General features: G+C 43.1%; 39 protein-coding genes. 30 read left to right on the plus strand and 9 right to left on the minus strand.

Annotated elements, in window-relative coordinates; translation table 11 throughout:
- Positions 1-20: 20 nt before the first annotated feature.
- On the plus strand, positions 21-701 hold the full coding sequence (locus AC1DXC_RS21715) for a hypothetical protein (RefSeq protein ID WP_477461288.1): 681 nt from the start codon (positions 21-23) through the stop codon (positions 699-701).
- 70 nt (positions 702-771) lie between these two features.
- Here the strand turns inward: AC1DXC_RS21715 and AC1DXC_RS21720 are convergent, their stop codons facing one another.
- The 3 genes from AC1DXC_RS21720 to AC1DXC_RS21730 all read right to left on the minus strand — a co-directional run bounded on the left by AC1DXC_RS21720 (position 772) and on the right by AC1DXC_RS21730 (position 2,492).
- Positions 772-1,206 carry a hypothetical protein gene (locus AC1DXC_RS21720; protein ID WP_477461289.1) on the minus strand — a complete coding sequence of 145 codons (435 nt, stop codon included), beginning with the start codon at positions 1,204-1,206 and terminating at the stop codon, positions 772-774.
- Between the two features lie 505 nt (positions 1,207-1,711).
- Positions 1,712-1,933 carry a hypothetical protein gene (locus AC1DXC_RS21725; protein WP_477461290.1) on the minus strand — a complete coding sequence of 74 codons (222 nt, stop codon included), beginning with the start codon at positions 1,931-1,933 and terminating at the stop codon, positions 1,712-1,714.
- A gap of 256 nt (positions 1,934-2,189) precedes the next feature.
- Positions 2,190-2,492 carry a hypothetical protein gene (locus AC1DXC_RS21730; protein WP_477461291.1) on the minus strand — a complete coding sequence of 101 codons (303 nt, stop codon included), beginning with the start codon at positions 2,490-2,492 and terminating at the stop codon, positions 2,190-2,192.
- Between the two features lie 201 nt (positions 2,493-2,693).
- Here AC1DXC_RS21730 and rpsL point away from each other — a divergent pair, with 201 nt between their 5' ends.
- From rpsL to AC1DXC_RS21760, 6 genes are all read left to right on the plus strand, one after another.
- The gene (gene rpsL, locus AC1DXC_RS21735) at positions 2,694-3,116 is read left to right on the plus strand and encodes a 30S ribosomal protein S12 (protein WP_090645085.1); all 423 of its coding nucleotides are present in this window, start codon (positions 2,694-2,696) and stop codon (positions 3,114-3,116) included.
- A 19-nt stretch (positions 3,117-3,135) separates the two neighbouring features.
- Entirely contained in the window at positions 3,136-3,603 is a 468-nt protein-coding gene (rpsG, locus tag AC1DXC_RS21740) for a 30S ribosomal protein S7 (RefSeq protein ID WP_134335638.1), read from the plus strand.
- 139 nt (positions 3,604-3,742) lie between these two features.
- Entirely contained in the window at positions 3,743-5,854 is a 2,112-nt protein-coding gene (fusA, locus tag AC1DXC_RS21745) for an elongation factor G (RefSeq protein ID WP_477461292.1), read from the plus strand.
- A 179-nt stretch (positions 5,855-6,033) separates the two neighbouring features.
- Positions 6,034-6,339, plus strand: coding sequence for a 30S ribosomal protein S10 (rpsJ, locus tag AC1DXC_RS21750; protein WP_022830652.1), 306 nt, complete (start codon positions 6,034-6,036; stop codon positions 6,337-6,339).
- Positions 6,340-6,426: 87 nt separating this feature from the next.
- Positions 6,427-6,597, plus strand: a complete 171-nt coding sequence (locus AC1DXC_RS21755) for a hypothetical protein (RefSeq protein ID WP_477461293.1) — start codon at positions 6,427-6,429, stop codon at positions 6,595-6,597.
- Positions 6,598-6,693: 96 nt separating this feature from the next.
- The gene (locus tag AC1DXC_RS21760; protein ID WP_477461294.1) at positions 6,694-7,041 is read left to right on the plus strand and encodes a hypothetical protein; all 348 of its coding nucleotides are present in this window, start codon (positions 6,694-6,696) and stop codon (positions 7,039-7,041) included.
- 35 nt (positions 7,042-7,076) lie between these two features.
- Here AC1DXC_RS21760 and AC1DXC_RS21765 read toward each other — a convergent pair whose 3' ends face one another.
- Positions 7,077-7,508 (minus strand): hypothetical protein, encoded by a 432-nt coding sequence (locus AC1DXC_RS21765; protein ID WP_477461295.1) that lies wholly within the window; start codon positions 7,506-7,508, stop codon positions 7,077-7,079.
- A 127-nt stretch (positions 7,509-7,635) separates the two neighbouring features.
- Here AC1DXC_RS21765 and AC1DXC_RS21770 point away from each other — a divergent pair, with 127 nt between their 5' ends.
- On the plus strand, positions 7,636-8,799 hold the full coding sequence (locus AC1DXC_RS21770) for an acyltransferase family protein (protein WP_477461296.1): 1,164 nt from the start codon (positions 7,636-7,638) through the stop codon (positions 8,797-8,799).
- A 32-nt stretch (positions 8,800-8,831) separates the two neighbouring features.
- Here AC1DXC_RS21770 and AC1DXC_RS21775 read toward each other — a convergent pair whose 3' ends face one another.
- The 3 genes from AC1DXC_RS21775 to AC1DXC_RS21785 all read right to left on the minus strand — a co-directional run bounded on the left by AC1DXC_RS21775 (position 8,832) and on the right by AC1DXC_RS21785 (position 10,603).
- A complete protein-coding gene (locus tag AC1DXC_RS21775; protein ID WP_477461297.1) occupies positions 8,832-9,242 on the minus strand; it encodes a VOC family protein in 411 nt (136 codons plus the stop codon).
- A 95-nt stretch (positions 9,243-9,337) separates the two neighbouring features.
- Entirely contained in the window at positions 9,338-9,766 is a 429-nt protein-coding gene (locus AC1DXC_RS21780; RefSeq protein WP_477461298.1) for an EVE domain-containing protein, read from the minus strand.
- Positions 9,767-9,805: 39 nt separating this feature from the next.
- Positions 9,806-10,603, minus strand: coding sequence for a hypothetical protein (locus AC1DXC_RS21785; protein WP_477461299.1), 798 nt, complete (start codon positions 10,601-10,603; stop codon positions 9,806-9,808).
- 228 nt (positions 10,604-10,831) lie between these two features.
- Between AC1DXC_RS21785 and AC1DXC_RS21790 the strand changes: the two genes are divergently transcribed.
- Entirely contained in the window at positions 10,832-12,088 is a 1,257-nt protein-coding gene (locus tag AC1DXC_RS21790) for an NAD(P)-binding domain-containing protein (protein WP_477461300.1), read from the plus strand.
- 64 nt (positions 12,089-12,152) lie between these two features.
- Here the strand turns inward: AC1DXC_RS21790 and AC1DXC_RS21795 are convergent, their stop codons facing one another.
- Positions 12,153-12,971 carry a hypothetical protein gene (locus AC1DXC_RS21795; protein ID WP_477461301.1) on the minus strand — a complete coding sequence of 273 codons (819 nt, stop codon included), beginning with the start codon at positions 12,969-12,971 and terminating at the stop codon, positions 12,153-12,155.
- 25 nt (positions 12,972-12,996) lie between these two features.
- Positions 12,997-13,638, minus strand: a complete 642-nt coding sequence (locus tag AC1DXC_RS21800; protein WP_477461302.1) for an energy transducer TonB — start codon at positions 13,636-13,638, stop codon at positions 12,997-12,999.
- A gap of 327 nt (positions 13,639-13,965) precedes the next feature.
- Here AC1DXC_RS21800 and rplC point away from each other — a divergent pair, with 327 nt between their 5' ends.
- From rplC to secY, 21 genes are all read left to right on the plus strand, one after another.
- Positions 13,966-14,583 carry a 50S ribosomal protein L3 gene (rplC, locus tag AC1DXC_RS21805; RefSeq protein WP_133235764.1) on the plus strand — a complete coding sequence of 206 codons (618 nt, stop codon included), beginning with the start codon at positions 13,966-13,968 and terminating at the stop codon, positions 14,581-14,583.
- Between the two features lies 1 nt (position 14,584).
- A complete protein-coding gene (gene rplD, locus AC1DXC_RS21810; RefSeq protein WP_133235762.1) occupies positions 14,585-15,217 on the plus strand; it encodes a 50S ribosomal protein L4 in 633 nt (210 codons plus the stop codon).
- A 2-nt stretch (positions 15,218-15,219) separates the two neighbouring features.
- Positions 15,220-15,510 carry a 50S ribosomal protein L23 gene (gene rplW, locus AC1DXC_RS21815; RefSeq protein ID WP_133235760.1) on the plus strand — a complete coding sequence of 97 codons (291 nt, stop codon included), beginning with the start codon at positions 15,220-15,222 and terminating at the stop codon, positions 15,508-15,510.
- Between the two features lie 7 nt (positions 15,511-15,517).
- Positions 15,518-16,345, plus strand: coding sequence for a 50S ribosomal protein L2 (gene rplB, locus AC1DXC_RS21820; RefSeq protein ID WP_133235758.1), 828 nt, complete (start codon positions 15,518-15,520; stop codon positions 16,343-16,345).
- A gap of 2 nt (positions 16,346-16,347) precedes the next feature.
- Positions 16,348-16,614 carry a 30S ribosomal protein S19 gene (rpsS, locus tag AC1DXC_RS21825; RefSeq protein ID WP_133235756.1) on the plus strand — a complete coding sequence of 89 codons (267 nt, stop codon included), beginning with the start codon at positions 16,348-16,350 and terminating at the stop codon, positions 16,612-16,614.
- A 6-nt stretch (positions 16,615-16,620) separates the two neighbouring features.
- Positions 16,621-17,049, plus strand: a complete 429-nt coding sequence (rplV, locus tag AC1DXC_RS21830) for a 50S ribosomal protein L22 (RefSeq protein WP_133235754.1) — start codon at positions 16,621-16,623, stop codon at positions 17,047-17,049.
- A 6-nt stretch (positions 17,050-17,055) separates the two neighbouring features.
- Positions 17,056-17,925 (plus strand): 30S ribosomal protein S3, encoded by an 870-nt coding sequence (gene rpsC / locus AC1DXC_RS21835; RefSeq protein ID WP_133235752.1) that lies wholly within the window; start codon positions 17,056-17,058, stop codon positions 17,923-17,925.
- 56 nt (positions 17,926-17,981) lie between these two features.
- Positions 17,982-18,404 (plus strand): 50S ribosomal protein L16, encoded by a 423-nt coding sequence (gene rplP, locus AC1DXC_RS21840; protein WP_133235750.1) that lies wholly within the window; start codon positions 17,982-17,984, stop codon positions 18,402-18,404.
- Between the two features lie 114 nt (positions 18,405-18,518).
- Positions 18,519-18,722 (plus strand): 50S ribosomal protein L29, encoded by a 204-nt coding sequence (rpmC, locus tag AC1DXC_RS21845; RefSeq protein WP_477461303.1) that lies wholly within the window; start codon positions 18,519-18,521, stop codon positions 18,720-18,722.
- Positions 18,723-18,741: 19 nt separating this feature from the next.
- Complete coding sequence (gene rpsQ, locus AC1DXC_RS21850; RefSeq protein ID WP_067059745.1) at positions 18,742-18,996, plus strand: 30S ribosomal protein S17; 255 nt, start codon at positions 18,742-18,744, stop codon at positions 18,994-18,996.
- A 1-nt stretch (position 18,997) separates the two neighbouring features.
- On the plus strand, positions 18,998-19,366 hold the full coding sequence (gene rplN, locus AC1DXC_RS21855; RefSeq protein WP_067059744.1) for a 50S ribosomal protein L14: 369 nt from the start codon (positions 18,998-19,000) through the stop codon (positions 19,364-19,366).
- 1 nt (position 19,367) lies between these two features.
- Positions 19,368-19,709 carry a 50S ribosomal protein L24 gene (rplX, locus tag AC1DXC_RS21860; protein WP_477461304.1) on the plus strand — a complete coding sequence of 114 codons (342 nt, stop codon included), beginning with the start codon at positions 19,368-19,370 and terminating at the stop codon, positions 19,707-19,709.
- A complete protein-coding gene (rplE, locus tag AC1DXC_RS21865; protein ID WP_477461305.1) occupies positions 19,709-20,278 on the plus strand; it encodes a 50S ribosomal protein L5 in 570 nt (189 codons plus the stop codon). The genes rplX and rplE overlap by 1 nt, the downstream gene beginning before the upstream one ends.
- Positions 20,271-20,540, plus strand: a complete 270-nt coding sequence (gene rpsN / locus AC1DXC_RS21870; protein ID WP_067190114.1) for a 30S ribosomal protein S14 — start codon at positions 20,271-20,273, stop codon at positions 20,538-20,540. Before rplE ends, rpsN begins: the two co-directional genes overlap by 8 nt.
- A gap of 156 nt (positions 20,541-20,696) precedes the next feature.
- Positions 20,697-21,095: a 30S ribosomal protein S8 gene (rpsH, locus tag AC1DXC_RS21875; protein WP_477461306.1), complete on the plus strand. Its 399-nt coding sequence runs from the start codon at positions 20,697-20,699 to the stop codon at positions 21,093-21,095.
- A 17-nt stretch (positions 21,096-21,112) separates the two neighbouring features.
- Positions 21,113-21,670 (plus strand): 50S ribosomal protein L6, encoded by a 558-nt coding sequence (rplF, locus tag AC1DXC_RS21880; RefSeq protein WP_477461307.1) that lies wholly within the window; start codon positions 21,113-21,115, stop codon positions 21,668-21,670.
- Positions 21,671-21,675: 5 nt separating this feature from the next.
- Positions 21,676-22,023 (plus strand): 50S ribosomal protein L18, encoded by a 348-nt coding sequence (gene rplR / locus AC1DXC_RS21885; RefSeq protein ID WP_192902006.1) that lies wholly within the window; start codon positions 21,676-21,678, stop codon positions 22,021-22,023.
- A 12-nt stretch (positions 22,024-22,035) separates the two neighbouring features.
- Entirely contained in the window at positions 22,036-22,554 is a 519-nt protein-coding gene (gene rpsE, locus AC1DXC_RS21890) for a 30S ribosomal protein S5 (protein WP_133235736.1), read from the plus strand.
- A 6-nt stretch (positions 22,555-22,560) separates the two neighbouring features.
- A complete protein-coding gene (rpmD, locus tag AC1DXC_RS21895) occupies positions 22,561-22,740 on the plus strand; it encodes a 50S ribosomal protein L30 (RefSeq protein WP_133235734.1) in 180 nt (59 codons plus the stop codon).
- A gap of 4 nt (positions 22,741-22,744) precedes the next feature.
- Positions 22,745-23,191: a 50S ribosomal protein L15 gene (rplO, locus tag AC1DXC_RS21900; protein WP_477461308.1), complete on the plus strand. Its 447-nt coding sequence runs from the start codon at positions 22,745-22,747 to the stop codon at positions 23,189-23,191.
- A gap of 6 nt (positions 23,192-23,197) precedes the next feature.
- A complete protein-coding gene (gene secY / locus AC1DXC_RS21905) occupies positions 23,198-24,538 on the plus strand; it encodes a preprotein translocase subunit SecY (RefSeq protein WP_477461309.1) in 1,341 nt (446 codons plus the stop codon).
- The last annotated feature ends 4 nt before the right edge of the window (positions 24,539-24,542 follow it).

Consider the following 24,542-nt stretch of genomic DNA (forward strand, 5'->3'; position numbering starts at 1 on the left):
TTGTAAATTCATTTAAATGCATGAAAGATCGTTTTGCGGTGATGCTCGGATTGGCTCTACTCATTGCATGCAAAAGGCGCGGGGAACAGAAGTTTGTGATCTTGCAAAAAGATTCGACACATGTACTAAATAAAACCATTATCGATTCGGACACCGTAACAAGTATTATAAATGAAAAGCAAGAGGAAGAGGTTGACGAATTGGACGACAAGCTAAAAACAATCTCGTTGGCCGAATATAAAGGACTCGATAGTTTAAACAAACCTCGGTGTGCCTTAGACTCTAATGGCTTCGTCAAAAACTTAGGAGTTATCGTAAAAAGTGGATGTGATGAAGTTTGCGAAACACATCTACTTGAAATTAAAAGCGGCAAGACAATGCCCTTGCCAGCTGATTTTGATGCCGGTCTTCTTGGGATACTGGTATCACCACTATGCGATCGGTTTGTAACATATTCCTCTTATGATATCCCCGATTATGATAAATATTATGCTCACCGAGCATTAGTTGTGTTGTACGAAATAAATAAGGGTGTGGGGTTAAAAGCAATCAAGAAAAAAAAGACTTTCGGCCTTAAAACATGGTCTATTAAAGAAGTGAAATGGCTTGGCGATAAGTCAATCGCTTTGAAATTATATCAAGAAGTATATTCGGAAAAAGTCAAATTCGCGTATTTTAAGGTGGGAATAAAAGCAAGATGAACTCCTAAAACTAATTGTACCGTATTCGACGCTATTAGCCCGATGAGATTTGATGACTTTTTAGGAGTTGTCAAATCTGGCTTTTCAACGCTCTCCTAAACTTCACGTAGGACATAATTAGTACAATAACATACGGTACTGTGTTCAAAACCAAGAAAATACCGGCACTATCCCATCCATGGGAATAATCAAATGTGTCTGGGGCCGTCGCAATAAAAAGAAAAGCTATCCAAGCTGCAGGAAATGCAAACCATGTTAAAGCGCTTAAGGCGAGGCCGCTATTTATTTGCATATAATGATTCAGTAATATGGTCAAACACAAAACCGCAAAAATTAATGCGTTTACCAATACCATAAACAGCATTATCGGGAAAAATGATTCCATCGTCAACCATTCACTTTTGTAGGTGCTGAATAGGCTTTCTAATATCATATAAAGGATATTGCAACCTAAAGCAATCCAGAAAGACAATAGCACAGCCCGTTTGTAGTATGTTTTTGCCATGGTGTAAGATAATAGTTTATCCGCTACTCTGCACCAGCCCAACCCACCTAAACCCGATTGACGGAAAAGCCGCTTCTATCAGCGGCTTGTACAGAAAGCGGGGCTGGCGGGAGATAGCAGCACAAGCCCGCCTTTTCAAATTAATAAACCTGCATGTTCCCTAAATAAAATGCAATTGCTACGGGTATAACTATAAATACTATAAACCAAAGATAAAACTTGTATTGTTTGCTGTGATAGGCGTTAAGTAAGCTCACGATGATAAAAAGCATAGCAGTAAGCATTCCGCTGAACACTAAAAGCCCACCATCTTTTATGGGGTGCAGTATTATTATATATGTGCCATACCACAGCCAGCAATATATTAAATAAAAAAACACCGAGTAGGGGTGTTGCTTAATACTTTGCAAAACTTGTTTCATGCTTGGGTTAGCATTGATACGCTAACAGTGGAAAAGTAACCCTACCAATGTCACCGTTCCTATCGCGATTGAAAAATTAGGTTTTAATAACTACCTAGCAATATAAGTGGTAAGATGATGAGCGGTAATAGCGACAGGTAAAATTTATTAACTTTTACCCCAATGGCATAGCCGGCTGTTACAAAGCTGAAGATAATATCTATTACAAACGTACTGAAGATGACTAATTGTACTGCTTCGCCACAGTTTTGAATCCCGCTTCTTTCGGGGTGCGATGCCATTTGCCTTGTCAATTCAATTCGCATAGAAATACACCGGTTAAGTAACAGCCAATAAATTAAATATGTAATAATTGCAATTGGATGCTTTTTTATAAGGCTGAACAAATGCTGCATGGCTATATTTCGTATTAATAACAATTGCCCCTAATAAGTAACCCTGTGGTTTATTAGAATCTGTTTTTAATTGCCCACCCCGCCCAGTGAAGCATCCACACTGACGTGTTTGACTTTTGATAAATCGGAGATATTCGCAAGCGTGTATTTTGGTTGGGCAGAGACATCAAATATTCCCGTAAATAATCATTGGCAATAAAATTGCCAACGAAAGCCACCAGTAAAAGCTGCCGTTTTCGTGTTTAGTAGTACCCCCAAAAATAGTTACTACCAAAAATATAATGCCGAATAAGTAAACAGGAATACCTACCCATTCTCTAACCCCATGCGGCCATTTACCATTGTTTTGTTCTACTATTCTTTGATATTCAAGTTCCCGTATAACCTGCGATACAAAAAGTGTGAAAAATAGAATATAGCAAATTGTAGAAATGGGATGCGCGGCAATTGACTTTAAAAAGGCTTTCATTACTTTGCTATTAATACACATTGCGTTTAAAGGTAACCTTTTAGCCCAAAATCCCCTCAAAATCACCCCATTTCGGCAATCCACCCACCTAATCAGCCCATTACAAAAACTTTTTTACGCAAGCGCTTGAAAATCAAAAAATAGTGCCTACCTTTGCAGTCCTTAAAATAAGGATAAAACAGTAAATACAAAAAGGAAAAAATGCCTACTATTCAGCAATTAGTTAGAAAAGGTAGAGTAGCTCTGGTTGACAAGAGTAAGTCACCAGCGTTGGACAGCTGTCCACAGCGAAGAGGCGTGTGCACCCGTGTGTACACCACTACCCCTAAAAAACCAAACTCAGCAATGCGTAAAGTTGCACGTGTGCGCCTTACAAATGGTAAAGAAGTTAACGCCTACATCCCTGGTGAGGGCCACAACTTACAAGAACACTCAATTGTTTTGATCCGTGGTGGTCGTGTTAAAGATTTACCTGGTGTACGTTACCACATCATCCGTGGTGCACTGGATACATCAGGTGTTGCGGGCCGTAACCAACGCCGCTCTAAATACGGAACCAAACGCCCTAAACCAGGTCAGGTAGCTGCACCTACAAAAGGCGCACCAGCTAAGAAAAAGAAATAATTAAAGGAGGATAGTAACAATGAGAAAGTCAAAACCAAAAAAAAGAATCCTTCTTCCTGATCCAAAATTCAATGATGTTTTGGTAACCAGGTTTGTAAATAACATGATGTTCGACGGTAAAAAATCTACCGCCTATACTATATTCTATAACGCAATTGAAATTGTTGAAAAGAAAACCAGCGAAAACGGTTTAGATAGCTGGAAAAAAGCTTTGAACAATGTAATGCCTGCCGTTGAAGTAAAAAGCCGCCGTGTAGGTGGTGCAAACTTCCAGGTACCAACCGAAGTTCGTCCTGAGCGTAAAGTTGCTTTGGGTATGAAATGGTTAATTAGCTATGCACGTCGTCGTGGCGAAAAAACCATGATGGAGAAACTTGCCGGCGAAATCATCTCTGCTGCAAAAGGCGAAGGTGCTGCTGTTAAGAAGAAAGAAGATACGCATAAAATGGCTGAAGCCAACAAAGCGTTCTCTCACTTCCGTTTCTAATAAGATTACACCGATATAAAAAGGATTACACCGATTATATATTACGGTTACATTGATTTAGTATGATTGCGCCCTTAAGCGTGATCGTACCAAATCGGTGAAATCATCCAATAATCAGTGAAATCAAAAAAAAACAAAAATGTCAAGAGATCTAAGATATACAAGAAATATAGGTATTGCCGCTCACATCGATGCCGGTAAAACCACTACAACAGAGCGTATATTGTACTACTCGGGTGTTAGCCACAAAATTGGCGAGGTACACGAGGGTGCAGCTACGATGGACTGGATGGCGCAGGAGCAGGAACGTGGTATTACCATTACCTCGGCTGCTACAACCGTTGGTTGGAAATACAGGGGCCAAAACTACCATATCAACATTATTGATACCCCGGGACACGTGGATTTCACCGTTGAGGTGAACCGTTCATTACGTGTACTGGATGGTTTGGTGTTCTTATTTAGTGCTGTTGATGGTGTTGAGCCGCAATCAGAAACTAACTGGCGCCTTGCCAACAACTACAACGTTGCCCGTATAGGTTTCGTTAACAAAATGGACCGTAGCGGTGCCGACTTTTTAAATGTTGTAAAACAGGTAAAAAGCATGTTAGGCAGCAACGCTGTTCCTTTGCAATTGCCAATTGGTGCTGAAGAGCACTTTAAAGGTGTTGTGGATTTGATCAACTGGAAAGGTATTGTTTGGAATGAGCATGATAAAGGTATGACCTTTACCGAAGTGCCTATCCCGGAGGATATGATCGAGGAAGCTACAGAGTGGAGAGAGAAATTGCTCGAATCTGTTGCTGATTACGATGAGAGCCTGATGGAGAAATTCTTTGATGCGCCTGAAACTATTACCGAACGCGAAGTGCTTGACGCTTTACGCAAGGCTGTTTTGGATGCTAAGATAGTTCCAATGGTTTGCGGTTCATCGTTCAAAAATAAAGGTGTACAAACCATGCTCGATTACGTGATGGAATTGCTTCCTTCACCTATGGATGTTGAAGGTATTGTAGGCCATCACCCAGATACAGGCGAAGAAATTTTACGTAAGCCATCAGAAAAAGAGCCGTTTGCAGCTTTAGCATTTAAAATTGCAACCGATCCTTTCGTAGGCCGTCTTTGCTTTATCCGTGTTTACTCGGGTAACTTAGAGGCTGGTTCATATGTGCACAACATGCGTTCTGACAACAAAGAGCGTATCAGCCGTATATTCCAGATGCACGCTAACAAGCAAAACCCTATACCTAACGTAGGTGCAGGTGATATTGCTGCGGTAGTAGGCTTTAAGGATATCAAAACTGGCGATACCCTTTGCGATGAGAAACACCCGATCATCCTTGAATCGATGAACTTCCCTGACCCGGTTATCGGTTTAGCTATTGAGCCTAAAACACAGGCCGACGTAGATAAATTAGGTATCGCTTTAGGTAAATTATCAGAAGAGGATCCAACCTTCCACGTAAAATCTGACGAAGAAACCGGCCAAACCGTAATTAGCGGTATGGGCGAGCTTCACCTGGATATCATCATGGACCGCTTAAAACGTGAGTTTAAAGTAGAGGTTAACCAGGGTGCGCCGCAAGTGGCTTACAAAGAGTCGATCACAGGCACTATCCAACACCGCGAAACATACAAGAAACAAACCGGTGGTCGTGGTAAATTTGCCGATATACAGGTTATCTTATCACCAAACGACGAAGGTAAAGAAGGCTTACAGTTTGTGAACGAAATTAGCGGTGGTTCTATCCCTCGCGAGTTTATCCCATCTGTAGAAAAAGGCTTCGCAGCTTCTATGGCGAATGGTGTACTGGCAGGTTACCCGTTAACCAGCTTAAAAGTAAGGTTAATTGATGGTTCGTTCCACGCAGTCGATTCAGATGCGCTATCTTTCGAGTTAGCTGCTAAGATGGCCTACCGCGAGGCATTGCCAAAATGTAAACCGGTATTGCTTGAGCCGATCATGAAAATCGAGATCCTTACCCCTGAAGAAAACATGGGTGATGTTATCGGTGACATGAACCGCCGTCGTGGCCAGCTGTTAGGTATGGATTCACGTGCAGGTGCACAGGTAATTAAAGCTACTGTACCACTTTCAGAAATGTTTGGTTATGTAACCCAGTTACGTACCATCACATCTGGCCGTGCTACTTCTACCATGGAATTTGACCACTACGCTGAAGCCCCACGTAACGTGCAGGAAGAAGTAGTTGCCAAAGCAAGAGGTAAAAGAGCAGCTGGTAATAACTAAGAAGGATTTAGGATTACACCGATTAAAACGATTACACCGATTATCTGTGTAATCCCCAAAATCGGTGTAATCATTAAATAAAAATAAACAAGTACTGCTCTAACAAATAGCTCTTAGGGTAGTTAATTTTAAATCGGTGAAATCATCCTAATCGGTGAAATCCCAAAAAAACAAACAACATGAGCCAAAGAATCAGGATCAAATTAAAATCTTACGATTACAACCTGGTAGATAAATCTGCCGAGAAGATCGTAAAGACTGTAAAGCCAACCGGCGCTGTAGTAAGCGGACCGCTGCCTTTGCCAACCGAAAAGAAAATTTTCACTGTATTACGTTCACCACACGTAAACAAAAAAGCACGCGAGCAATTCCAATTATGCTCTTACAAGAGGTTATTGGATATCTACAGCTCTAACTCAAAAACTGTAGATGCTTTAATGAAGCTTGAATTGCCAAGCGGCGTTGAAGTTGAAATCAAAGTGTGATAGTACCGGAAGATCCGAAATTGAAAAAGCCATTCTTGCAAAAGAGTGGCTTTTTTGCATTTGGATAATTTTAGTTAAATTTGAGAAATGGCAACCTATATAGTAAATCCTTCAAAAGCGCAGGAAAAAGCTGTGGAAGCTTTTCTTACCGCACTGGAAATTCCTTTTTTTAAATATGAAGGGGACTCGCCGCCTTACTTAATAAATGGTAATGAAGTTGTAGGAGAAGATGATAACGCCGGGGGGATCCCAACCTAATTTGTAGTTGTAATGGCGTTGTATAAGGTTTCCGCAAAAACATTTCTTTTATTATCATTTATGACAGCCATTGTTCTTGCAGCCTGCAACAATAGAATGCCAATAACAACTCAAAACCATACAGCCGCAGTTGCTTCTCAGCCTAAATGGAGTTACGGCCAATTAACTGATACAATCAAGAACGCCATAGTAATAACCCAAGCAAAAAATGGCATGTTTTGCGGCCGGGCAACCTGCGCATCTGTAAGCATAATTGAAGTAAATAAAAAAGATACCATACGGGTGCTCGAACTATCCAGCATGCATGGGGATTTTGCAGAAGGGGTAAAGGTTAATATCAAACCCGGCAATAAGCCAATCTCGTTTGTGTTGATGCCGGTAATTGAGGGCTACGACCGAAAGAATTACAAAACCTACTACGGTACCATACTTGCGGCTAACTAAATGCCGCGAATGGTTAGTTAGATGAAGCGCTGCCGCTAATAATGCAACTCCCCGCTCTCCAGCTTCACCACAAAAACATCGCTTCCTTTATAAGCAATTAACTCCGTACTACGAGTAAAGTTGCCCGCTGGAACACTGGTTGCCGTAAAGTAAATGCTGCCGTCGCTGCTGAACCTTTTGCCTGATGTTAAGGTAAGCTCGTCGTCGCTTATCAAACCATCGCCATGGGTTTTCAATACGATTTTATCGGCATTGGTAGTGCCCTCCAATTTTAAGTTAACCGTACCGCCGGTGCCCGTGGTAAAACGGGTAACATACCATTGGTTGGTGCTTAAAGTGATGGTTGTACCTTTATTGCTGGTGTATTTTTCAACAGTGGGGGAGGTACCCGCGGTTTTGGTGCAGGCACTAAGCAGGGTGGTAAAACATAGCGCCAGCAACAACACGGTTTTGGATATAGGTTTCATATCGTCGATTTAAGGAATTCGGTTCATTATACGTTACGGCGTTTTGTTGCAAACGATACACCTTACGCAAATTATCGTTCCACAATTTGGCTATCTTAGCCAACGAATTCATCAGTATAAAAACGCCTTGGCTTACCTTAAAGAACTCGCCCATAAATTATCTGCAGATATTACCGAGGTGCCTCCTGTATTGCAGCAAAGCCACTTCCCCGCGCTCGATGGTTTGCGCGGCCTGGCCATATTGCTGCTTGTATTTGGCCATTTTGGCATTAATTATTATTCGTGGCATTACGGCGTTCTTTTTAACAGCACCACAGGGGTGCATATCTTTTTCGTGCTTAGCGGTTTTTTGATCACCACCCTCCTCATCAAAGAAAAACTGCGGAACGGCCGTATCTCCTTAAAACACTTTTATATCCGCCGGGCCCTGCGCATATTGCCGGTTGCCTGGTTGTTTTTGCTGGTACTTGCCGGGCTTAACCATGTTTTTGAATTGCATATCAGGCTTTTCGATTTCATTGCCGCCATGCTGTTTTTCAAGAACATGCCTATGCCGCAGGAGCCTTACACGGCACATTTTTGGTCGTTAGCGGTAGAGGAACAGTTTTATCTTACCTTCCCCATTTTACTGGCCCTTAATATAAGGTGGTACACCATCGTATCGCTGGCTATTGTGATTTTTGTGCCGATGGTTTGTATCATAGATTACTTTACGCCCGTCGTATTTACAAGTAATGCCGTTTTACACCTGCTTGTGCGTATTTGCAACTATACATTTTGGAAGGGGCCGGTAATCATCCTCATCGGCTCCGTGTTTTCAGTGCTGATGTTTAAAGGAGTAATCAAGCCCGAAAAGCTGAAAGCTAACCAGTTTTTAAGCTTGGCAATCCTGCTGATTGGGATTATCATCCATGCCAAAACGTTTTTATTGTACACAAAATACGTATCAGAATATCTGTCGGCAATACTTATCGGGTTTGCCCTCGTTATCACCATCAGCCAAAAAGATTTCCTTTCAAAAATACTCAGCAACGTCTTTTTAACCACACTGGGCGTGTTGTCGTATAGTATTTATATATGGCAGGAACTGTTTGCCGGGCCAAGAAGCCTGCAGCCATGGATGCAGTATTTTACGCAGTTGCCGCTATGGGGCGCTATCGGCTTTAAGTTTATATTCCTCGCTATCATCGTGAGTTTTTCTTTCGTGTTCGAAGCCTGGTTCCTGAAGCTGAAAGATAGATTCCATTACGCACGCAACGGCGCAGATAAAAAAGCAGCACCCAAAAGCTAAATTCGGGTGCTGAGTGCTATTGTATAAATATCTTATTGATGCTGTGGCATGCCCGCAGGATCCATCCAGGCGTATTCCCATTGGTGGCCGTCGAGGTCTTCAAAACTGCAGCTGTACATCCAGCCATAATCAATTTTGTCTTTAGGGGCGGTTGCGCCGGCTTCTACCGCTTTGCTGAGGATGTCATCTACCCCTTCGCGGCTGTCTGCAGACAGGCAGATGATCGATTCCACAACCTTAGTAGAATCCGCAATTTCTTTGCTGCTGAAAGTTTTGAAGAACGATTCCACCAGTAGCATCACATAAATGGTGTCGCTCACGATCATGCAGGTAGCTTGTTCGTTGGTAAATTGAGGATTAAAGGAATACCCCAATTTTTTGAAGAAATCCACAGATTTATCCAGGTTTTTCACGGGTAAATTCACGAAAATTTGAGTTGCCATAATGTTTTTTTTGGTTTGTTATGTCAAAGGTATATAAAAACAACAACCGTGGTAGCGTGTAAAAACGACCTTTAAGTGGCGATTTTACGACATGGCTAGGGATGCAGGAAATCCTGCCAAACGCCTTCCAGCTCATCAATCAGTTCGGAGCGAATAGAGATTCCCGATGCCTGCGGCGACCAGTTTTGCTGGGCAAGATTGCCGGTTTTCAGGATGTCCATGGTGAGGATAAGCTCTTTAGCAGGGTTCAATAGAGTATCGATGCTGATTTCTATCCGGTGATAGTGCCTGCCTTTACGGAAAGCAATGTATGGTTCTGACGAGATGGTACCCGAAGCGAAGATGCCTTTTGGTTCAACGCCAAGCCTTACGATATAGGCCCTATCGCCGGGTTGGATTGCTTTATGGCTGGCAACACTCCAGTTGTCAACCAGTTTGCCGGTTAATTTGAGCGTTTGAATATCCTCGTCCATATCTGCCCAGGCAAATTTTAACGGATTCCAGCCGAAGAGATAAGCTTTCATCTATAAATCACATTACTACTTTTCAACGGCTGGGGGGACTTAGCCTTTACCCAACAACTCATCTAGTTTATTGCGTTCGGTTTGCAATTCGCGGGCAAGTTTCTTTTCTTTTTCGTTGGCTTTCGCTTTGTAGGTTTTGTAATCCTCCTCCAGCTCGTTATAAAGCTTGCTGCGGTAATTGGCCTCGCGGCGATGCGCGCCCGAACTGGCTATAACGATAATGGCAATTGCGCCAAAGCCAACTACCAATCCCCACATTATCAAGTTGTAAGTGGCTTTGGTAAGCGGCATACCCAGCAGGCTTACGCTATCCGCCTTCGCGTTGGAAGTAGATAGGTTCTGGTCCTTAGCCGTAATATCAGCTAGCAACGAATCCGCTTTTTGCGTTTGCACCCTTAGTTTAGTGCTGGCTTCGGTAAGCTTGCGGCGGGTGGCGTTAAGCGTATCCGAATAGTTTTTCCAAAGAGCCATTATCAATGGCTGCTGGTAATGGTAAACTTTGGTAAGCAGATATTGGTATTGCCCATTCAGGCTTTTATCGTTCAGCAGGGCAGGGTTATCCGGGATGTACTGCGGTATTGGTTTAACGGTAGCAGCGCCGGTAGTTGCCGGCGTTTGGCCAGGCGTACTAACGGCAGTTTTTGCTGCAGTGTATTTCGGCTTGATACCGACAGACGGTTGCTTTACTATGGACTTCAGTGTTGCGGCCTGCCCGGCAACAGGTTTAACAACCACAGGCTTTGCTTTTTTTACAGTATCCTGTGCGTAGCCGCTGGCCGCAATACCTATAAAAAGCAATGTGGAAATAATTACGGTTATTTTCGGAAGCTTTATCATATAACGTGTATATCGGGGGAAACAAGTTTTATTCAAAAAGGCGTACAGCCTTTAAACGGGAAAATGTAACCTAAAGTTTGTAAAATTAATTTTAAGGTATTATTTGGCTGTAATTGGCCCGATTTTGCCTGATAGCTAAATTCACATCTTAAAAATATAAAAAAGATGGAAACTTTTGCTAATTGCGTGTAAATAGCAAAAGCATATATTAGGCCTTTTATTTGTAAGATGCATATAGGGTTTATTGGATTGGGTGATATGGGGCGATTGTACGCCAAGGCATTTGCCAGGGCAGGCTACGAGGTTTGCGGTTGCGACCTACCCGCCAACCGCGAACGTTTGGAAGAGGAGCTACGGCCATTGGGCATAAAGCTGATGGATGACGGTAAGGATGTATCGCGCGTAAGCGACCTTATTATCTATTCGGTAGAGGCAGATAAACTGGAGCAGGTGGTGGCGTTGTATGGGCCATCTACCAAATACGGCGCAATAGTGGCCGGGCAAACGTCCGTAAAGCACCCGGAGATTGCCGTATTCGAAAAATATTTACCGGGAGATGCGCAGATTATTACCTTCCATGCCATGCATGGGCCGGGCTTCCAGCCGAAAGGGCAAAAGCTTATCCTGATACCCCACAGGCATGCAGGCGACTCTTACCAACAAATGTTCGATTTATTTACCGCCGTGGAAACCGACATTGTAGAAATTGCCGATTACCACGAACATGATAAAATAGTGGCCGATACGCAGGCCGTAACGCACGTTGGTTTCGAGAGCATGGGTACCGCTTGGAAATCGGCAGGTTTTTTCCCTTGGGAAAATGCCTCGTACGTTGGAGGCATCGATAATGTAAAAATATTGACCACGCTGCGCATCTTCAGCTACAAGGCGCACGTGTACGCAGGGCTGGCCATATTAAACCCATACGCGCGGCAGCAGGTAAAGCAATACGCCAATTCCGAATCGGAGTTGTTCAAACTGATGATAAAAGAGGAGGAGGCCGAGTTCCGCGAGCGGCTTTACCGTGCGCGCGATTTTGTTTTCCATGAGAGCCGTAAGCCTATTATGTTTAATGATAAGGTTATGCAGGAATTTTCATTAGCTAAAGACGCAGGGCACCAAAAACCAAACTCACATTTGAGTATATTAAGCATGGTTGATGCCTGGTACCATCTGGGCGTAAACCCTTACGATAACCTTATCTGCCAAACCCCGCCTTTCAGGCTGCGCCTGGGCATTGCCGAATACCTGTTTAAGAACGAGGAGCTACTGGAAGAATCGATCCTGACTGCCCTATACGATAAAACCATCCGCGGCGACGATCTGGAGTTCCACTCGGCAGTAAGGGAATGGAGCGCAATAATTGGCTACGGCGATATGGAAGGCTACAAGAAACACTTCAACGAGGTGCAGGCCTTTTTTAAGGGGAGGCTGGAGGAAGGCAATAAGCAGAGCGCGGAGTTGATACGGAGGTTGATGGAGTAGAATAATATGAGATTGCGGCACTGTATGTCATCCAATGCCGCAATCATTATTGAGGACGAACCTCTTACTTAAACCCCGGGAACACGATGTGGAAGATTGCCCACCATCCATACTCACAAGAAAGATATAGCTTAAACGGCCCTTTAACGACTACTTGCTCGCCATTTTCTAAAACCGCGTTGTATTTTACGAAACCCTCGGCGTAGCCCATGCCCGTTTCGGTTTTAAATTCAAAGTCGATTTTGGCGATAGTATAATCGGTATCGGTAAATGCTGTATATGAATCGAATATGCTTTTAAGCCTTTCCGATAACGCTTCTTTATTTATAGCAACTCCACCAGCCAAAACAAATTCATCTGCCAGGCACCAGGCTCCTTTTGGGTCGCGCTTAAACCAACCGGATATAAATTCTTCGGCGCGGCTTTCAATATCCAGTTGGTGATTGGGGTGATATTCCTCGTAGTGGAAATGGCTTATCATGCCCGGCACCTGCATATCGTCCGTTTCCTTGTCGAATAACTCTTCTACAATAAAGGTGTATTTGATGCGGTTTTCATACTCTCCGCTAAAATCAACCACCATATTTTTTGAAAACAGCAGGGCATTTACCTCTTCCAAAGCCTTATCCAGTTCTGCGTCGTTCAGTTCATCGGCTGGCTTAAAATCGGGCTGGCCCAATATCTCGAAGACGGTAGTTCGCTTGTTCGCCGCATAGTTGTTCTCAAAGGCCATGATGTTCTTCAGGAACATATTCTCCATTTCCGGATTGAGGTTGCCGCTGCTGAAAGAATCGGATCCAAATTCCGCCTTCAGTTTCAGGTGGAGGAACTCATTTTCCATACGGAGACTTTCTTCCTCGTTATTTAGCTCATTGTTATTCATATCAACAGTATTAAATGTTATTGACTTAGTTTTTCATTTTTACCAGATATACTCCCTTTTTATCAGGCATTAAAAATTCCGGGTTATTATTGGTGTCGTAGGGTAGGGCTATGTCTACATCTGCCGATGGCACAAATGCCCCAAAAATGGTTTCAGCTTCTTTTATCGTAAGTAGTTTGCCCTTTACTTCAAAGATAAAACCATACTCTGACTGTTTCAGAGCGTCGAACGCAACAATGTTTTTTGGCATGGAAAACACAATGGGCACTACAAACTTCACGTCCACCGGGACGCTGTTTTGTATTCCCGGTCGCCACCTGGGAGAGGATAAGATTATTCTTACGGCTTCCTGTTCGCAGCCGGAGCCAATAGTATCAAGTGCTTTTACATCTGTTACAGTACCATCTTTTGCAACGGTGAAACTGACTCTTACTCTACCGGTAACGCCAATTAATTTTGCAATTTCGGGCACCCTCATCACATATTGAATGTATTTTTTAAAACCAAGATCGCCACCGGGGAATGATGGTGCCTGTTCTATGGCTATAAAAACCTGGCTGCCTTTTTTTATAGTATCGGCATGCGGAGGTTCTTCGCTAACAGAGGACTGCGCAAACGCTACTTTTGCAACAGTAATGAGTATAAATAAGGTGTAAAGGCGTTTCATGCACTAAAGATAAAACTTCAATAAGAGTTTTTCCATTATCACGCCGAAAATTACTGGCCTAACCTTTCGCTGATTGAACCTCCTCTTATGATTTCGTCGGTTTAAGATAATGTGTTTGCAGTTAAAGTTAATTGAAAATGAGGATAATTAAGCATGCTATGTGACCCTTGCAAAGTGATTTTTGTACTACCAAATAATTATTTAAAAATAACTTGCTAAGTATTTGACAATTAATACAAAATTCCTATCTTTGCCGTCCCTTAAGGGGAAATCATATGCCTTGAACGAAGCCCTACTGCTTCGATGGGCACTAATAAAATATAGAAAATGTCAGGAATAATTGGTAAAAAAGTAGGAATGACCAGCATTTTCGATGAAACAGGGAAAAATATCCCCTGCACTGTAATCGAAGCTGGCCCTTGCGTAGTAACTCAGGTCAGGTCTGTAGATACAGACGGATACGCTGCTGTTCAGTTAGCGTATGGCGAAAAGAAGGAGAAAAACACCTCCGCACCTCTAAAAGGCCATTTTGAAAAAGCCGGCACTACTCCTAAGCGTAAGCTTGTAGAATTCAAAACTTTCACGGATGAAAAAGCTCTTGGTGACACTGTTACCGTAGATATTTTTGAAATCGGTGATTTTGTTGATGTAGTTGGTACTTCAAAAGGTAAAGGTTTTCAGGGTGTGGTAAAGCGTCACGGTTTTGGTGGTGTGGGTATGCAAACTCACGGTCAGCACAATCGTTTACGTGCACCGGGTTCATTAGGAGCTTCTTCTTGGCCTTCACGTGTATTTAAAGGTATGCGTATGGCTGGTCAAATGGGTAACGTTCGCGTTAAAGTACAAAACCTTCAGGTTGTTAAAGTATTTAGCGAGCAAAACCTAATCGTAGTTAAGGGTTCCATCCCAGGAGCTAAGGGTTCATTCGTAATATTGGATAAATAAGATGGAAATCAACGTATTAAATCTATCAGGTAAAGAAACGGGTGCCAAGGTGCAGCTGCCTGAATCCGTATTCGGTGTAGAGCCCAACGATCATGCTATTTACTTAGATGTAAAGCAGTTCTTAGCTAACCAGCGCCAGGGTACGCACAAATCAAAACAACGTAATGAAATTGCAGGTAGTACCCGCAAATTACATAAACAAAAAGGTACAGGCGGCGCCCGTGCCGGTAGCATCAAATCGCCATTGTTTAATGGTGGTGGTCGTGTTTTCGGTCCGCAGCCACGCGATTATAGCTTTAAGCTGAACAAAAAGCTTAAATCATTGGCGCGTAACTCTGCCTTATCATACAAAGCAAAGGATAATAACATTTTGGTATTGGAAGATTTCAACTTCGATGCTATCAAAACCAAAACTTATATCCAGATGGAAGCCGACCTGAATGTAACTAACGATAAAACGTTATTGGTACTTGCAGGTGTGGAAAATAACAATGTGTATTTATCAAGCAGGAACCTGAAGAAAACTAAGGTAATAAACGTTACCGACATCAATACTTACGATGTATTGAACGCCGGCAAACTTATCCTTACTACAGGTGCTGTTAAAACTTTGGAGGAAGCATTAGCTAAGTAATTATGGAAATTTTAAAGAAACCCTTACTTACTGAAAAGGTTGCTCAATTAACTGAGAAGCTTAATCGCTACGCTTTCAAGGTTGATCCCAGGGCCAACAAAATTCAGATCAAAGGCGCTATTGAGGCTATGTATGGTGTTAACGTTACAGCAGTTAACACAATGAAATACGCAGGCAAACTCAAAACCCGCAACACAAAAGCAGGTGCAGTATCTGGCCGCGCCGCTACTTACAAAAAGGCCATCATTACGCTGAAAGATGGTGAAACAATAGATTTTTACAGCAATATATAATAAGAAGATGGCAGTAAAGAGATTTAAACCGGTTACGCCGGGTACCCGCTTCAGAGTTGATGTATCTAACTCAGATATTACAACAAATGTTCCTGAAAAGTCGTTGGTTGTATCAGTAAATACAAGGTCAGGCGGCCGTAACCACGATGGTAAGATGACCATGCGCTATTTAGGCGGTGGGCACAAGCAAGCATACAGGTTAATTGATTTTAAACGTAACAAGTTTAACATCCCTGCAAAAGTTGCAACAATTGAATACGATCCAAACCGTTCGGCACGTATAGCTTTGCTACACTTTGTTGATGGTGAGAAACGATATATGATAGCCCCTACAGGTTTAACAGTTGGACAAACTGTAGTATCTGGCGAAGGCGCTGCTCCTGAGGTTGGCAACACAATGCCCCTTAAGAACATCCCTTTAGGTTCTATTATCCATAACATCGAGCTTAACCCTGGTCAGGGTGGTATCATAGCACGCAGTGCCGGTACCTACGCACAGTTATCTGCACGTGATGGTAAATACGCCATCATCAAATTGCCTTCTGGCGAAACCCGCATGATACTGGCTACCTGCCTTGCAACTATAGGCTCGGTTTCTAATGCCGAAAGGGCAAACGCCGTATTAGGTAAAGCCGGCCGCAAACGTTGGTTAGGTCGTCGTCCTCGCGTTCGTGGTGTTGCCATGAACCCGGTAGATCACCCTATGGGTGGTGGTGAAGGCCGTGCTTCGGGTGGCCATCCGCGCTCACGTAAAGGTTTGTTAGCTAAAGGCTACAAAACTCGTGACAAGAAAAAAGGGTCTGATCGTTATATCATTGAAAGAAGGAAGAAATAATAATGGCACGTTCAATTAAAAAAGGACCTTACATAGATCATAACCTGGAAAGAAAAGTTCTTACCTTGAATGATTCTAGTAAAAAATCAGTTGTTAAAACATGGTCGCGCCGTAGCATGATCTCTCCTGATTTCGTTGGTCATACATTCGCAGTACACAACGGTAATAAGTTTATCCCTGTGTACGTAACAGAAAACATGGTTGGTCACAAGTTGGGCGAATTTGCTCCAACCCGCACATTCCGCGGTCACGCAGAAAAGAAAAAATAACAGGCAATGGAAGCAACAACAAAAATTAAAAGGTCTGTACAGATCAGGCAACAAAAAGAAGCTGCGAAACTCGTTGTGGGTGGCTCGTCTATTGCCAAGTTACAGAACTGCCCAACTTCACCGCGCAAAATGCGTTTGGTGGTTGACCTGATACGTGGTGTTGAAGTAAGCAAAGCTTTAAACATCTTAAAATTCACCAATAAGGAAGCAGCGATACGTGTAGAGAAGCTTTTGTTATCAGCCATCAAAAACTGGGAAGCAAAAAACGAAGACAAACGTATTGAAGATAGCAACCTGTTTGTGAAAGAAGTATCAGTAGGTGGTGGCCGTCAGCTTAAGAGGTTACGCCCGGCTCCGCAAGGAAGGGGTTACCGCATACGCAAACGCTCTAACCATGTAACACTGATTGTGGATAGTAAAAACGATAACAACTAATTTGAAATGGGACAAAAAGCACATCCAATAGGTAACAGGTTAGGGATCATCCGCGGTTGGGATTCTAATTGGTTCGGTGGAAATCACTATGCCGACAAATTAGTTGAAGACGAAAAGATCCGCAAATACTTATCAGCTCGTATCAACAAAGGTGGTGTATCTAAAGTTGTTATAGAACGTACTTTAAAACGCATCACTGTAACCATCCACACTGCCCGTCCGGGTATTGTGATTGGTAAAGGCGGTGCCGAGGTTGATAAGATCAAAGAAGAGCTAAAGAAATTAACCAAAAAAGATGTTCAGATCAACATCTTCGAAATAAAACGCCCTGAGCTTGATGCTCAGTTAGTTGCCGAAGGTATTGCTAAACAGCTTGAAGCACGTATCTCTTTCCGCCGTGCCATGAAAACTACTATCGCATCTACCATGAGGATGGGTGCCGAAGGTATCAAAGTAATGACCAGCGGCCGTTTGGGCGGCGCCGAGATGGCCCGTACCGAGCAGTACAAAGAAGGACGCATACCATTGCACACTTTCCGTGCCGATATCGATTACGCTTTGGCAGAAGCATTAACTACCTATGGTAAAATAGGTGTTAAGGTTTGGATTTGCAAAGGCGAAGTTTACGGCAAACGCGATCTGTCTCCAAACATTGGCGGTACAAGCAGCGCAAGCGGTAAAGGTGGCAGGCCAGAAGGTGCAGCCGGTTTCGGCGGCCGTGATGGTGCAAGAGGTGGCGAACGTGGCGGCGAACGCCGTGGCGATCGTAAACCAGGCCCAGGTGGCGACCGCAGAGGCGGTGGCGGCCAGGGTGGTAACAACCGCCCAGGTGGTGGCCAGGGTGGTGGTAACCGCCCGGGTGGCCCAAGGAGATAATATTAACAATAAGGTTAGAAAAGACATATCCGTGACGGATATAAAAGCTTAATAAAATGCTACAGCCAAAAAGAACGAAGTTCAGAAAGATGCAAAAAGGCAGGATGAAAGGGTTAGCCAGTCGTGGCACCGAGCTTTCATTCGGATCTTTCGGTATAAAATCACTCGAAGCAGCCTGGATTACCAGCCGCCAGATCGAGTCTGCACGTATCGCTGTAACACGTTTCATGAAACGTGAAGGCCAGGTGTGGATCAGGATATTCCCTGATAAGCCTGTAACCAAGAAACCAGCAGAGGTACGTATGGGTAAAGGTAAAGGTGCTCCCGAGTATTGGGTAGCAGTTGTACGCCCGGGCAGGATGATATTTGAAGCAGAAGGTGTACCCTTGGAGGTTGCCAAAGAGGCATTGCGCCTTGCTGCACAGAAATTACCGGTGCAAACCAGATTTGTAACACGTAGGGATTACGTAGAGGCATAAACGCGGAGTTGAAAGGTTGTAAGGTTGAATGTTGCAAAGTTGAAATGACTTTTCAACCCAAAAAGAAACATTACAACATTAATACATTCCAACATTACAACAAACAATAAGAAAATGAAGAACTCAGAAATTATAGGGCTTACTACCGAAGAATTAGCGGCGAAGCTCGGCGAGGAAAAAGGTCAACTGACTAAACTGAAATTTGCTCACGCGGTTTCGGCTATCGAAAATCCAACCCGCATTACTAAAGTGCGCAAGGAGATTGCTCGTTTAAACACTGAAATAACAAAGCGTAAAGCTGCGTCGGCTTCTAATTAATTTTAAGCGTCGGAAAACAATGGAAAGAAATTTAAGAAAAACACGTACCGGCCTGGTAGTAAGCAATAAGATGGAAAAGTCTATTGTAGTTGCTGTAGAGCGGAAGGTGAAGCACCCCATCTATGGTAAGTTCGTAAAGAAAACTACCAAATTTATGGCTCATGACGAAACTAACACATGCGGTGTTGGTGATACCGTATTGATTATGGAAACTCGTCCGCTGAGTAAGAACAAAAACTGGAGATTAGTTCAAATTTTAGAAAGGGCTAAATAACATGGTACAGCAGGAATCAAGATTAAATGTAGCCGATAACAGCGGAGCTAAAGAAGTTTTAGTGATACGCGTATTGGGCGGTACAGGTAAAAGATACGCTTCTATCGGTGATAAGATCGTAGTAACCGTAAAAAGCGCTATCCCGTCGGGTAACGTAAAAAAAGGTACCGTATCTAAAGCCGTAGTGGTAAGAACCAAGAAAGAGATCCGCAGGAAAGATGGTTCATACATCCGTTTCGACGATAACGCAGCCGTGTTATTAAACAACCAGGATGAGCCAAGGGGCACACGTATCTTTGGCCCTGTTGCCAGGGAACTGCGTGAAAAACAATTTATGAAAATTGTATCATTAGCACCGGAGGTATTATAATATGGAAAAGAAAGTAACAAAACCGGCTAAATTGAAAATCCGTAAGGGCGATTTAGTAAAGGTTATTGCCGGCGACTCTAAAGGTTCGCAAGGTAAGATAGTTGAAGTAATAATAGACAAAAACAGGGCTATTGTAGAAGGTGCCAATATGGTATCTAAACACACCAAGCCTAATGCAGCCAACCCTAATGGCGGTATATTGAAGCAGGAAGCTGCTATCCATATTTCGAACCTGGCGCTGGTTGAACCAAAAACCGGAAAAACTACCCGCGTTGGCCGTAAATTGAACGATTCCGGCAAACTGGTTAGGGTTTCTAAAAAATCAGGGGAGGAAATTAAATAATGACTTACGTACCAAGGTTAAAAACCAAATATAAGGACGATGTTCGCGGCGCACTGAAAGAGAAATTTCAGTACAAAAGCGTAATGCAGGTGCCTAAATTGCTTAAAATAGCAATTAACCAGGGCGTTGGCGGTGCTACTACCGATAAGAAATTGATCGAGAACACCATCACCGAGCTTACTACCATCACCGGTCAGCTAGCGGTATCTTCAAAATCTAAGAAAGATATCTCGAACTTTAAATTACGTAAAAATATGCCTGTTGGCGTGCGTGTAACTCTGCGCGATAACACCATGTACGAATTTTTAGATCGTTTGATCTCTGTGGCCCTGCCACGTATCCGCGATTTCAAAGGTATCAATGATAAAGGCTTCGATGGCCGCGGTAACTATACTTTAGGTATTACCGAGCAGATTATCTTCCCGGAGATAAATATCGATAAGATCAACAAGATACAAGGTATGGATATTACCTTCGTAACCTCTGCTGCCAACGATGTTGAAGCATTGGAGTTACTAAAGCAATTTGGTTTACCATTTAAAAATCAAACACCAATCAACAATGGCTAAAGAAGGCGTAAAAGCACGCGAAGTAAAACGTGCTAAATTAGTAGCAAAATATGCTGAAAAAAGAGCAGCACTTAAAGCAGCCGGCGATTTTCAGGGTTTAGATAAACTACCTAAAGCATCATCACCGGTAAAATTGCACAACCGTTGCAAGTTAACTGGCCGCCCACGTGGTTATATGCGTCAGTTTGGTATTTCGCGCGTAACATTCCGCGAGATGGCACTGGATGGCAAAATACCAGGAGTAAAGAAAGCAAGCTGGTAAATACCAGGTAAAATACGAGTCAAGGTAAATTCAAAACATACAACAATATGTTTTGAATTTTTTTGTACCTTTGCGGCTCGAATTTTAAAACGAATTAACCGATGGAAGGTCGCCCCGGATGTTACGGGAAGGAAACCACCATCATAATCAATAAAAATGAATACAGATCCAATCGCAGATTATCTTACAAGAGTAAGGAATGCTATTAAAGCCAACCATAGGGTTGTTGAAATTCCTGCATCAAATCTGAAAAAGGAAATCACTAAAGTGCTTTTCGAAAAAGGTTACATTGCTAATTTTAAGTTTGAGGACAACGGCCCTCAAGGCAGCATCAAAGTTGCTTTGAAGTACCACCCGATAACTAAGATTTCTGCTATACGCAGCATTTCTCGTATTAGTAAACCAGGTTTGAGGAAATACGCCGGTATGGATACCCTGCCGCGTGTATTAAATGGTTTAGGTATCGCCATCTTATCGACTTCTAAAGGTGTAATGACCGATAAAGAAGCTCGTACCCAGAATGTGGGTGGCGAAGTTTTATGCTACGTATATTAATAGGAGGAAATTAAGCAATGTCAAGAATAGGAAAAGCACCTATAGCAATAACCGCCGGCGTAACTGTTACCGTATCTGCAGAAAATGTAGTTACCGTAAAAGGCCCTAAAGGCGAATTGCAACAGGCAGTTGATAGAGATATCATCATTGAGCAAGAAGGCGACCAGTTATTGGTTAAACGCCCGTCAGACCAAAAACGCCACAAAGCGTTGCACGGTTTGTACCGCTCGTTGTTAAACAACATGGTTGTTGGCGTAACCGAAGGCTACAAAATTCAGCAAGAATTAGTAGGTGTGGGTTACCGTGCAACAAACACAGGCAACACTTTAGATCTGGTGCTGGGTTATTCTCACCACTACGTATTTGAATTGCCGCAAGAAATTAAAGTTACAACCACTGCTGATAAGGGTAAGAACCCAACCATCATCCTGGAATCTAACGATAAACAATTGATTGGCCAGGTAGCAGCGAAAATCCGCTCGTTACGTACGCCAGAGCCTTACAAAGGTAAAGGTATCAAGTTTGTTGGCGAAGTATTGAGAAGAAAAGCAGGTAAATCAGCATCTAAAAAATAAGCGCCATGAAATTATCAAGAAGAGACAGGATTAAAAAAGGCATACGTAAACGCCTTTCAGGATCGACAGCACGCCCTCGCTTATCTGTTTTCAGAAGCAACAAAGGCATCTACGCTCAAATTATTGACGACGTTAGTGGCAAAACCTTAGTATCAGCATCTTCATTATCGAAAGATTTTGTTGCAAGCGGCTCTACTAAGTCAGATCAATCAGTAGCTGTAGGCAAATTGGTAGCTGAGAAAGCTATCGCTGCAGGTATCGTAGATGTAGTGTTTGACAGGAATGGTTATTTGTACCACGGCCGTGTTAAATCACTGGCTGAAGGCGCACGTGAAGGTGGTTTAAACTTTTAATCGAAACAGGAAATGTCAACAATCAACATAAAAAGAGTAAAAACCAGCGAGATCGAATTAAAAGATCGCCTGGTAAGCATACAACGTGTAGCCAAAGTAACCAAAGGTGGCCGTACATTCAGCTTTTCTGCTATCGTAGTAGTAGGCGATGAAAACGGTGTTGTAGGTTACGGTTTGGGTAAAGCAAAAGAGGTTACCGAAGCAATTGCAAAGGGTATAGATGATGCTAAGAAGAACCTGGTAAAGGTTCCAATCATCAACAACACTATCCCTCACGATCAGATAGGTAAATTCAGCGGTGGTTTCGTTTACATCAAACCAGCAGCAAACGGTACCGGCGTAATAGCAGGTGGCGCGATGCGTGCTGTGTTAGAGAGTGCCGGCGTGCACAACGTATTGGCAAAATCAAAAGGATCGTCAAACCCGCACAACGTGGTTAAGGCAACCGTATCTGCATTATCGCAATTACGCGATGCGCACACGGTGGCTCAACAGCGCGGTATCAGTTTAGGTAAAGTATTTAACGGATAATCAGCCATGTCGAAAATTAAGATCACACAGATAAAGAGCGTTATCGACAGAACCGAGCGCCAGAAAAAAACTGTTGAGGCCCTTGGCCTTAAAAAAATTAACCACAGTGTGGAAGTTGAAGCCACTGCAGCTATTATAGGTATGGTACGTAAAGTAAACCACCTGGTAGCGGTAGAAAATATTTAATATCATGAATTTAAGTAATCTTAAACCTGCAGAAGGTTCTACTAAAAATAGAAAAAGAATTGGCCGTGGTACAGGTAGTGGCCGTGGCGGTACATCAACCCGTGGCCACAAAGGTGCGGGTTCACGTTCGGGTACATCTACCAAGGTAGGTTTCGAAGGTGGCCAGATGCCATTGCAGCGCCGTGTACCTAAGGTTGGTTTTAAAAACCCTAACCGCGTAGAGTATGTTGGTGTAAACCTTGATGTATTGCAAGCGTTAACTGAAAAATATTCGTTATCAACAGTTAACTTCGATATATTGAAAGAACACGGTTTGGCATCACGTAACGACCTGATTAAGATTTTAGGCCGTGGCGAACTTAAAGCCAAGTTAGAAGTTACAGCACATGCATTTACTGCTACTGCACAAAAAGCTATCGAAGCAGCCGGCGGAACCATTGTAAAGTTATAATTTTCGATGAAGAAATTTTTCACCACATTATCCAATATCTGGAAAATTGAGGATCTAAGAGTGCGTATACAAAACACACTCTTATTTCTTTTAATATATCGTATTGGTTCGTTTATAGTGTTGCCTGGCGTAAACGCAGCAACGCTTGATACTGCTAAAGCAAAAGAGGGCCTTGTAGGCTTGCTTAATATGTTTGCAGGAGGTTCGTTCTCACGTTCGTCCATCTTTGCGTTGGGCGTAATGCCTTACATTTCGGCCTCTATCGTGGTGCAACTTTTAGGCATAGCGGTGCCTGCCGTTACTAAAATGCAAAAAGAGGGTGAAAGCGGCCGTAACAAGCTAAACCAGATGACCCGTTATCTAACCATAGCAATTACTGCTTTGCAGGCTATCGGTTATCTTAAATCGCAGATTACCGGCGAACCACTTATACCTAACCCGTACTTTATTGTACTTAACGTATTCGTGTTAACTGCAGGTACTCTATTTGTAATGTGGCTGGGCGAGAAAATCACCGATAAAGGTATTGGTAACGGTATATCGCTTATCATCATGACGGGTATCATAGCGCAGCTGCCTGCAGCATTCGCTACCGAGTTCCAGTCACGTACCAGCGGCCCGGGTGGTTTGATTACCTTCATCGTGGAAATTGTAGCGCTTTTGGGCGTGGTGATGTTTACCATCCTCATCGTACAGGGTACACGTAAAATTGCCGTGCAATACGCAAAACGTATCGTAGGTAACAAACAGTACGGCGGCGTACGCCAGTATATACCTTTAAAGGTAAATGCTGCGGGCGTAATGCCAATCATCTTTGCCCAGGCATTGATGTTCATCCCGGCTACTGTTGCCCAGTTTTTCCCTAACGCTGCATCAAACGGCATATTGATAGCATTATCTAATATCAACTCATGGGAGCATAACCTGGTATTTGCTATACTGATCATTCTGTTCACGTATTTCTATACTGCTATTACGGTTAACCCTAAGCAAATGAGCGATGATATGAAAAAGAACGGCGGCTTTATACCGGGTGTTGCACCAGGTAATGCTACCACTACTTTCATAGATGAGGTTATATCTAAGATAACATTGCCGGGTTCTATCTTTTTGGCCATCGTAGCGGTTATACCGTCGTTGGCTAGTATGGTAGGAGTAAGCAGCTTGTTTGCAAGGTTCTTTGGCGGCACGTCGCTCATTATCCTTGTAGGTGTTGTGTTAGATACTTTACAGCAGATAGAAAGCCATTTATTGATGCGTCATTACGATGGGTTGATGAAGACTGGCAGGATCAAAGGTCGTTCAGGCGTGCCTACAGCTGCAGGTACTACGCCCACTGCTATCTAATATA

It is taken from the genome of Mucilaginibacter sp. P2_D11 (assembly GCF_056404435.1).

Coding starts and splice junctions, on each gene's coding strand:
- AC1DXC_RS21715 (WP_477461288.1), top strand. CDS start 21: ATGAAAGATCGTTTTGCGGTGATGCTCGGATTGGCTCTACTCATTGCA.
- AC1DXC_RS21720 (WP_477461289.1), bottom strand. CDS start 1,206: ATGGCAAAAACATACTACAAACGGGCTGTGCTATTGTCTTTCTGGATT.
- AC1DXC_RS21725 (WP_477461290.1), bottom strand. CDS start 1,933: ATGCGAATTGAATTGACAAGGCAAATGGCATCGCACCCCGAAAGAAGC.
- AC1DXC_RS21730 (WP_477461291.1), bottom strand. CDS start 2,492: ATGAAAGCCTTTTTAAAGTCAATTGCCGCGCATCCCATTTCTACAATT.
- rpsL (WP_090645085.1), top strand. CDS start 2,694: ATGCCTACTATTCAGCAATTAGTTAGAAAAGGTAGAGTAGCTCTGGTT.
- rpsG (WP_134335638.1), top strand. CDS start 3,136: ATGAGAAAGTCAAAACCAAAAAAAAGAATCCTTCTTCCTGATCCAAAA.
- fusA (WP_477461292.1), top strand. CDS start 3,743: ATGTCAAGAGATCTAAGATATACAAGAAATATAGGTATTGCCGCTCAC.
- rpsJ (WP_022830652.1), top strand. CDS start 6,034: ATGAGCCAAAGAATCAGGATCAAATTAAAATCTTACGATTACAACCTG.
- AC1DXC_RS21755 (WP_477461293.1), top strand. CDS start 6,427: ATGGCAACCTATATAGTAAATCCTTCAAAAGCGCAGGAAAAAGCTGTG.
- AC1DXC_RS21760 (WP_477461294.1), top strand. CDS start 6,694: ATGCCAATAACAACTCAAAACCATACAGCCGCAGTTGCTTCTCAGCCT.
- AC1DXC_RS21765 (WP_477461295.1), bottom strand. CDS start 7,508: ATGAAACCTATATCCAAAACCGTGTTGTTGCTGGCGCTATGTTTTACC.
- AC1DXC_RS21775 (WP_477461297.1), bottom strand. CDS start 9,242: ATGGCAACTCAAATTTTCGTGAATTTACCCGTGAAAAACCTGGATAAA.
- AC1DXC_RS21780 (WP_477461298.1), bottom strand. CDS start 9,766: ATGAAAGCTTATCTCTTCGGCTGGAATCCGTTAAAATTTGCCTGGGCA.
- AC1DXC_RS21785 (WP_477461299.1), bottom strand. CDS start 10,603: ATGATAAAGCTTCCGAAAATAACCGTAATTATTTCCACATTGCTTTTT.
- AC1DXC_RS21790 (WP_477461300.1), top strand. CDS start 10,832: ATGCATATAGGGTTTATTGGATTGGGTGATATGGGGCGATTGTACGCC.
- AC1DXC_RS21795 (WP_477461301.1), bottom strand. CDS start 12,971: ATGAATAACAATGAGCTAAATAACGAGGAAGAAAGTCTCCGTATGGAA.
- AC1DXC_RS21800 (WP_477461302.1), bottom strand. CDS start 13,638: ATGAAACGCCTTTACACCTTATTTATACTCATTACTGTTGCAAAAGTA.
- rplC (WP_133235764.1), top strand. CDS start 13,966: ATGTCAGGAATAATTGGTAAAAAAGTAGGAATGACCAGCATTTTCGAT.
- rplD (WP_133235762.1), top strand. CDS start 14,585: ATGGAAATCAACGTATTAAATCTATCAGGTAAAGAAACGGGTGCCAAG.
- rplW (WP_133235760.1), top strand. CDS start 15,220: ATGGAAATTTTAAAGAAACCCTTACTTACTGAAAAGGTTGCTCAATTA.
- rplB (WP_133235758.1), top strand. CDS start 15,518: ATGGCAGTAAAGAGATTTAAACCGGTTACGCCGGGTACCCGCTTCAGA.
- rpsS (WP_133235756.1), top strand. CDS start 16,348: ATGGCACGTTCAATTAAAAAAGGACCTTACATAGATCATAACCTGGAA.
- rplV (WP_133235754.1), top strand. CDS start 16,621: ATGGAAGCAACAACAAAAATTAAAAGGTCTGTACAGATCAGGCAACAA.
- rpsC (WP_133235752.1), top strand. CDS start 17,056: ATGGGACAAAAAGCACATCCAATAGGTAACAGGTTAGGGATCATCCGC.
- rplP (WP_133235750.1), top strand. CDS start 17,982: ATGCTACAGCCAAAAAGAACGAAGTTCAGAAAGATGCAAAAAGGCAGG.
- rpmC (WP_477461303.1), top strand. CDS start 18,519: ATGAAGAACTCAGAAATTATAGGGCTTACTACCGAAGAATTAGCGGCG.
- rpsQ (WP_067059745.1), top strand. CDS start 18,742: ATGGAAAGAAATTTAAGAAAAACACGTACCGGCCTGGTAGTAAGCAAT.
- rplN (WP_067059744.1), top strand. CDS start 18,998: ATGGTACAGCAGGAATCAAGATTAAATGTAGCCGATAACAGCGGAGCT.
- rplX (WP_477461304.1), top strand. CDS start 19,368: ATGGAAAAGAAAGTAACAAAACCGGCTAAATTGAAAATCCGTAAGGGC.
- rplE (WP_477461305.1), top strand. CDS start 19,709: ATGACTTACGTACCAAGGTTAAAAACCAAATATAAGGACGATGTTCGC.
- rpsN (WP_067190114.1), top strand. CDS start 20,271: ATGGCTAAAGAAGGCGTAAAAGCACGCGAAGTAAAACGTGCTAAATTA.
- rpsH (WP_477461306.1), top strand. CDS start 20,697: ATGAATACAGATCCAATCGCAGATTATCTTACAAGAGTAAGGAATGCT.
- rplF (WP_477461307.1), top strand. CDS start 21,113: ATGTCAAGAATAGGAAAAGCACCTATAGCAATAACCGCCGGCGTAACT.
- rplR (WP_192902006.1), top strand. CDS start 21,676: ATGAAATTATCAAGAAGAGACAGGATTAAAAAAGGCATACGTAAACGC.
- rpsE (WP_133235736.1), top strand. CDS start 22,036: ATGTCAACAATCAACATAAAAAGAGTAAAAACCAGCGAGATCGAATTA.
- rpmD (WP_133235734.1), top strand. CDS start 22,561: ATGTCGAAAATTAAGATCACACAGATAAAGAGCGTTATCGACAGAACC.
- rplO (WP_477461308.1), top strand. CDS start 22,745: ATGAATTTAAGTAATCTTAAACCTGCAGAAGGTTCTACTAAAAATAGA.
- secY (WP_477461309.1), top strand. CDS start 23,198: ATGAAGAAATTTTTCACCACATTATCCAATATCTGGAAAATTGAGGAT.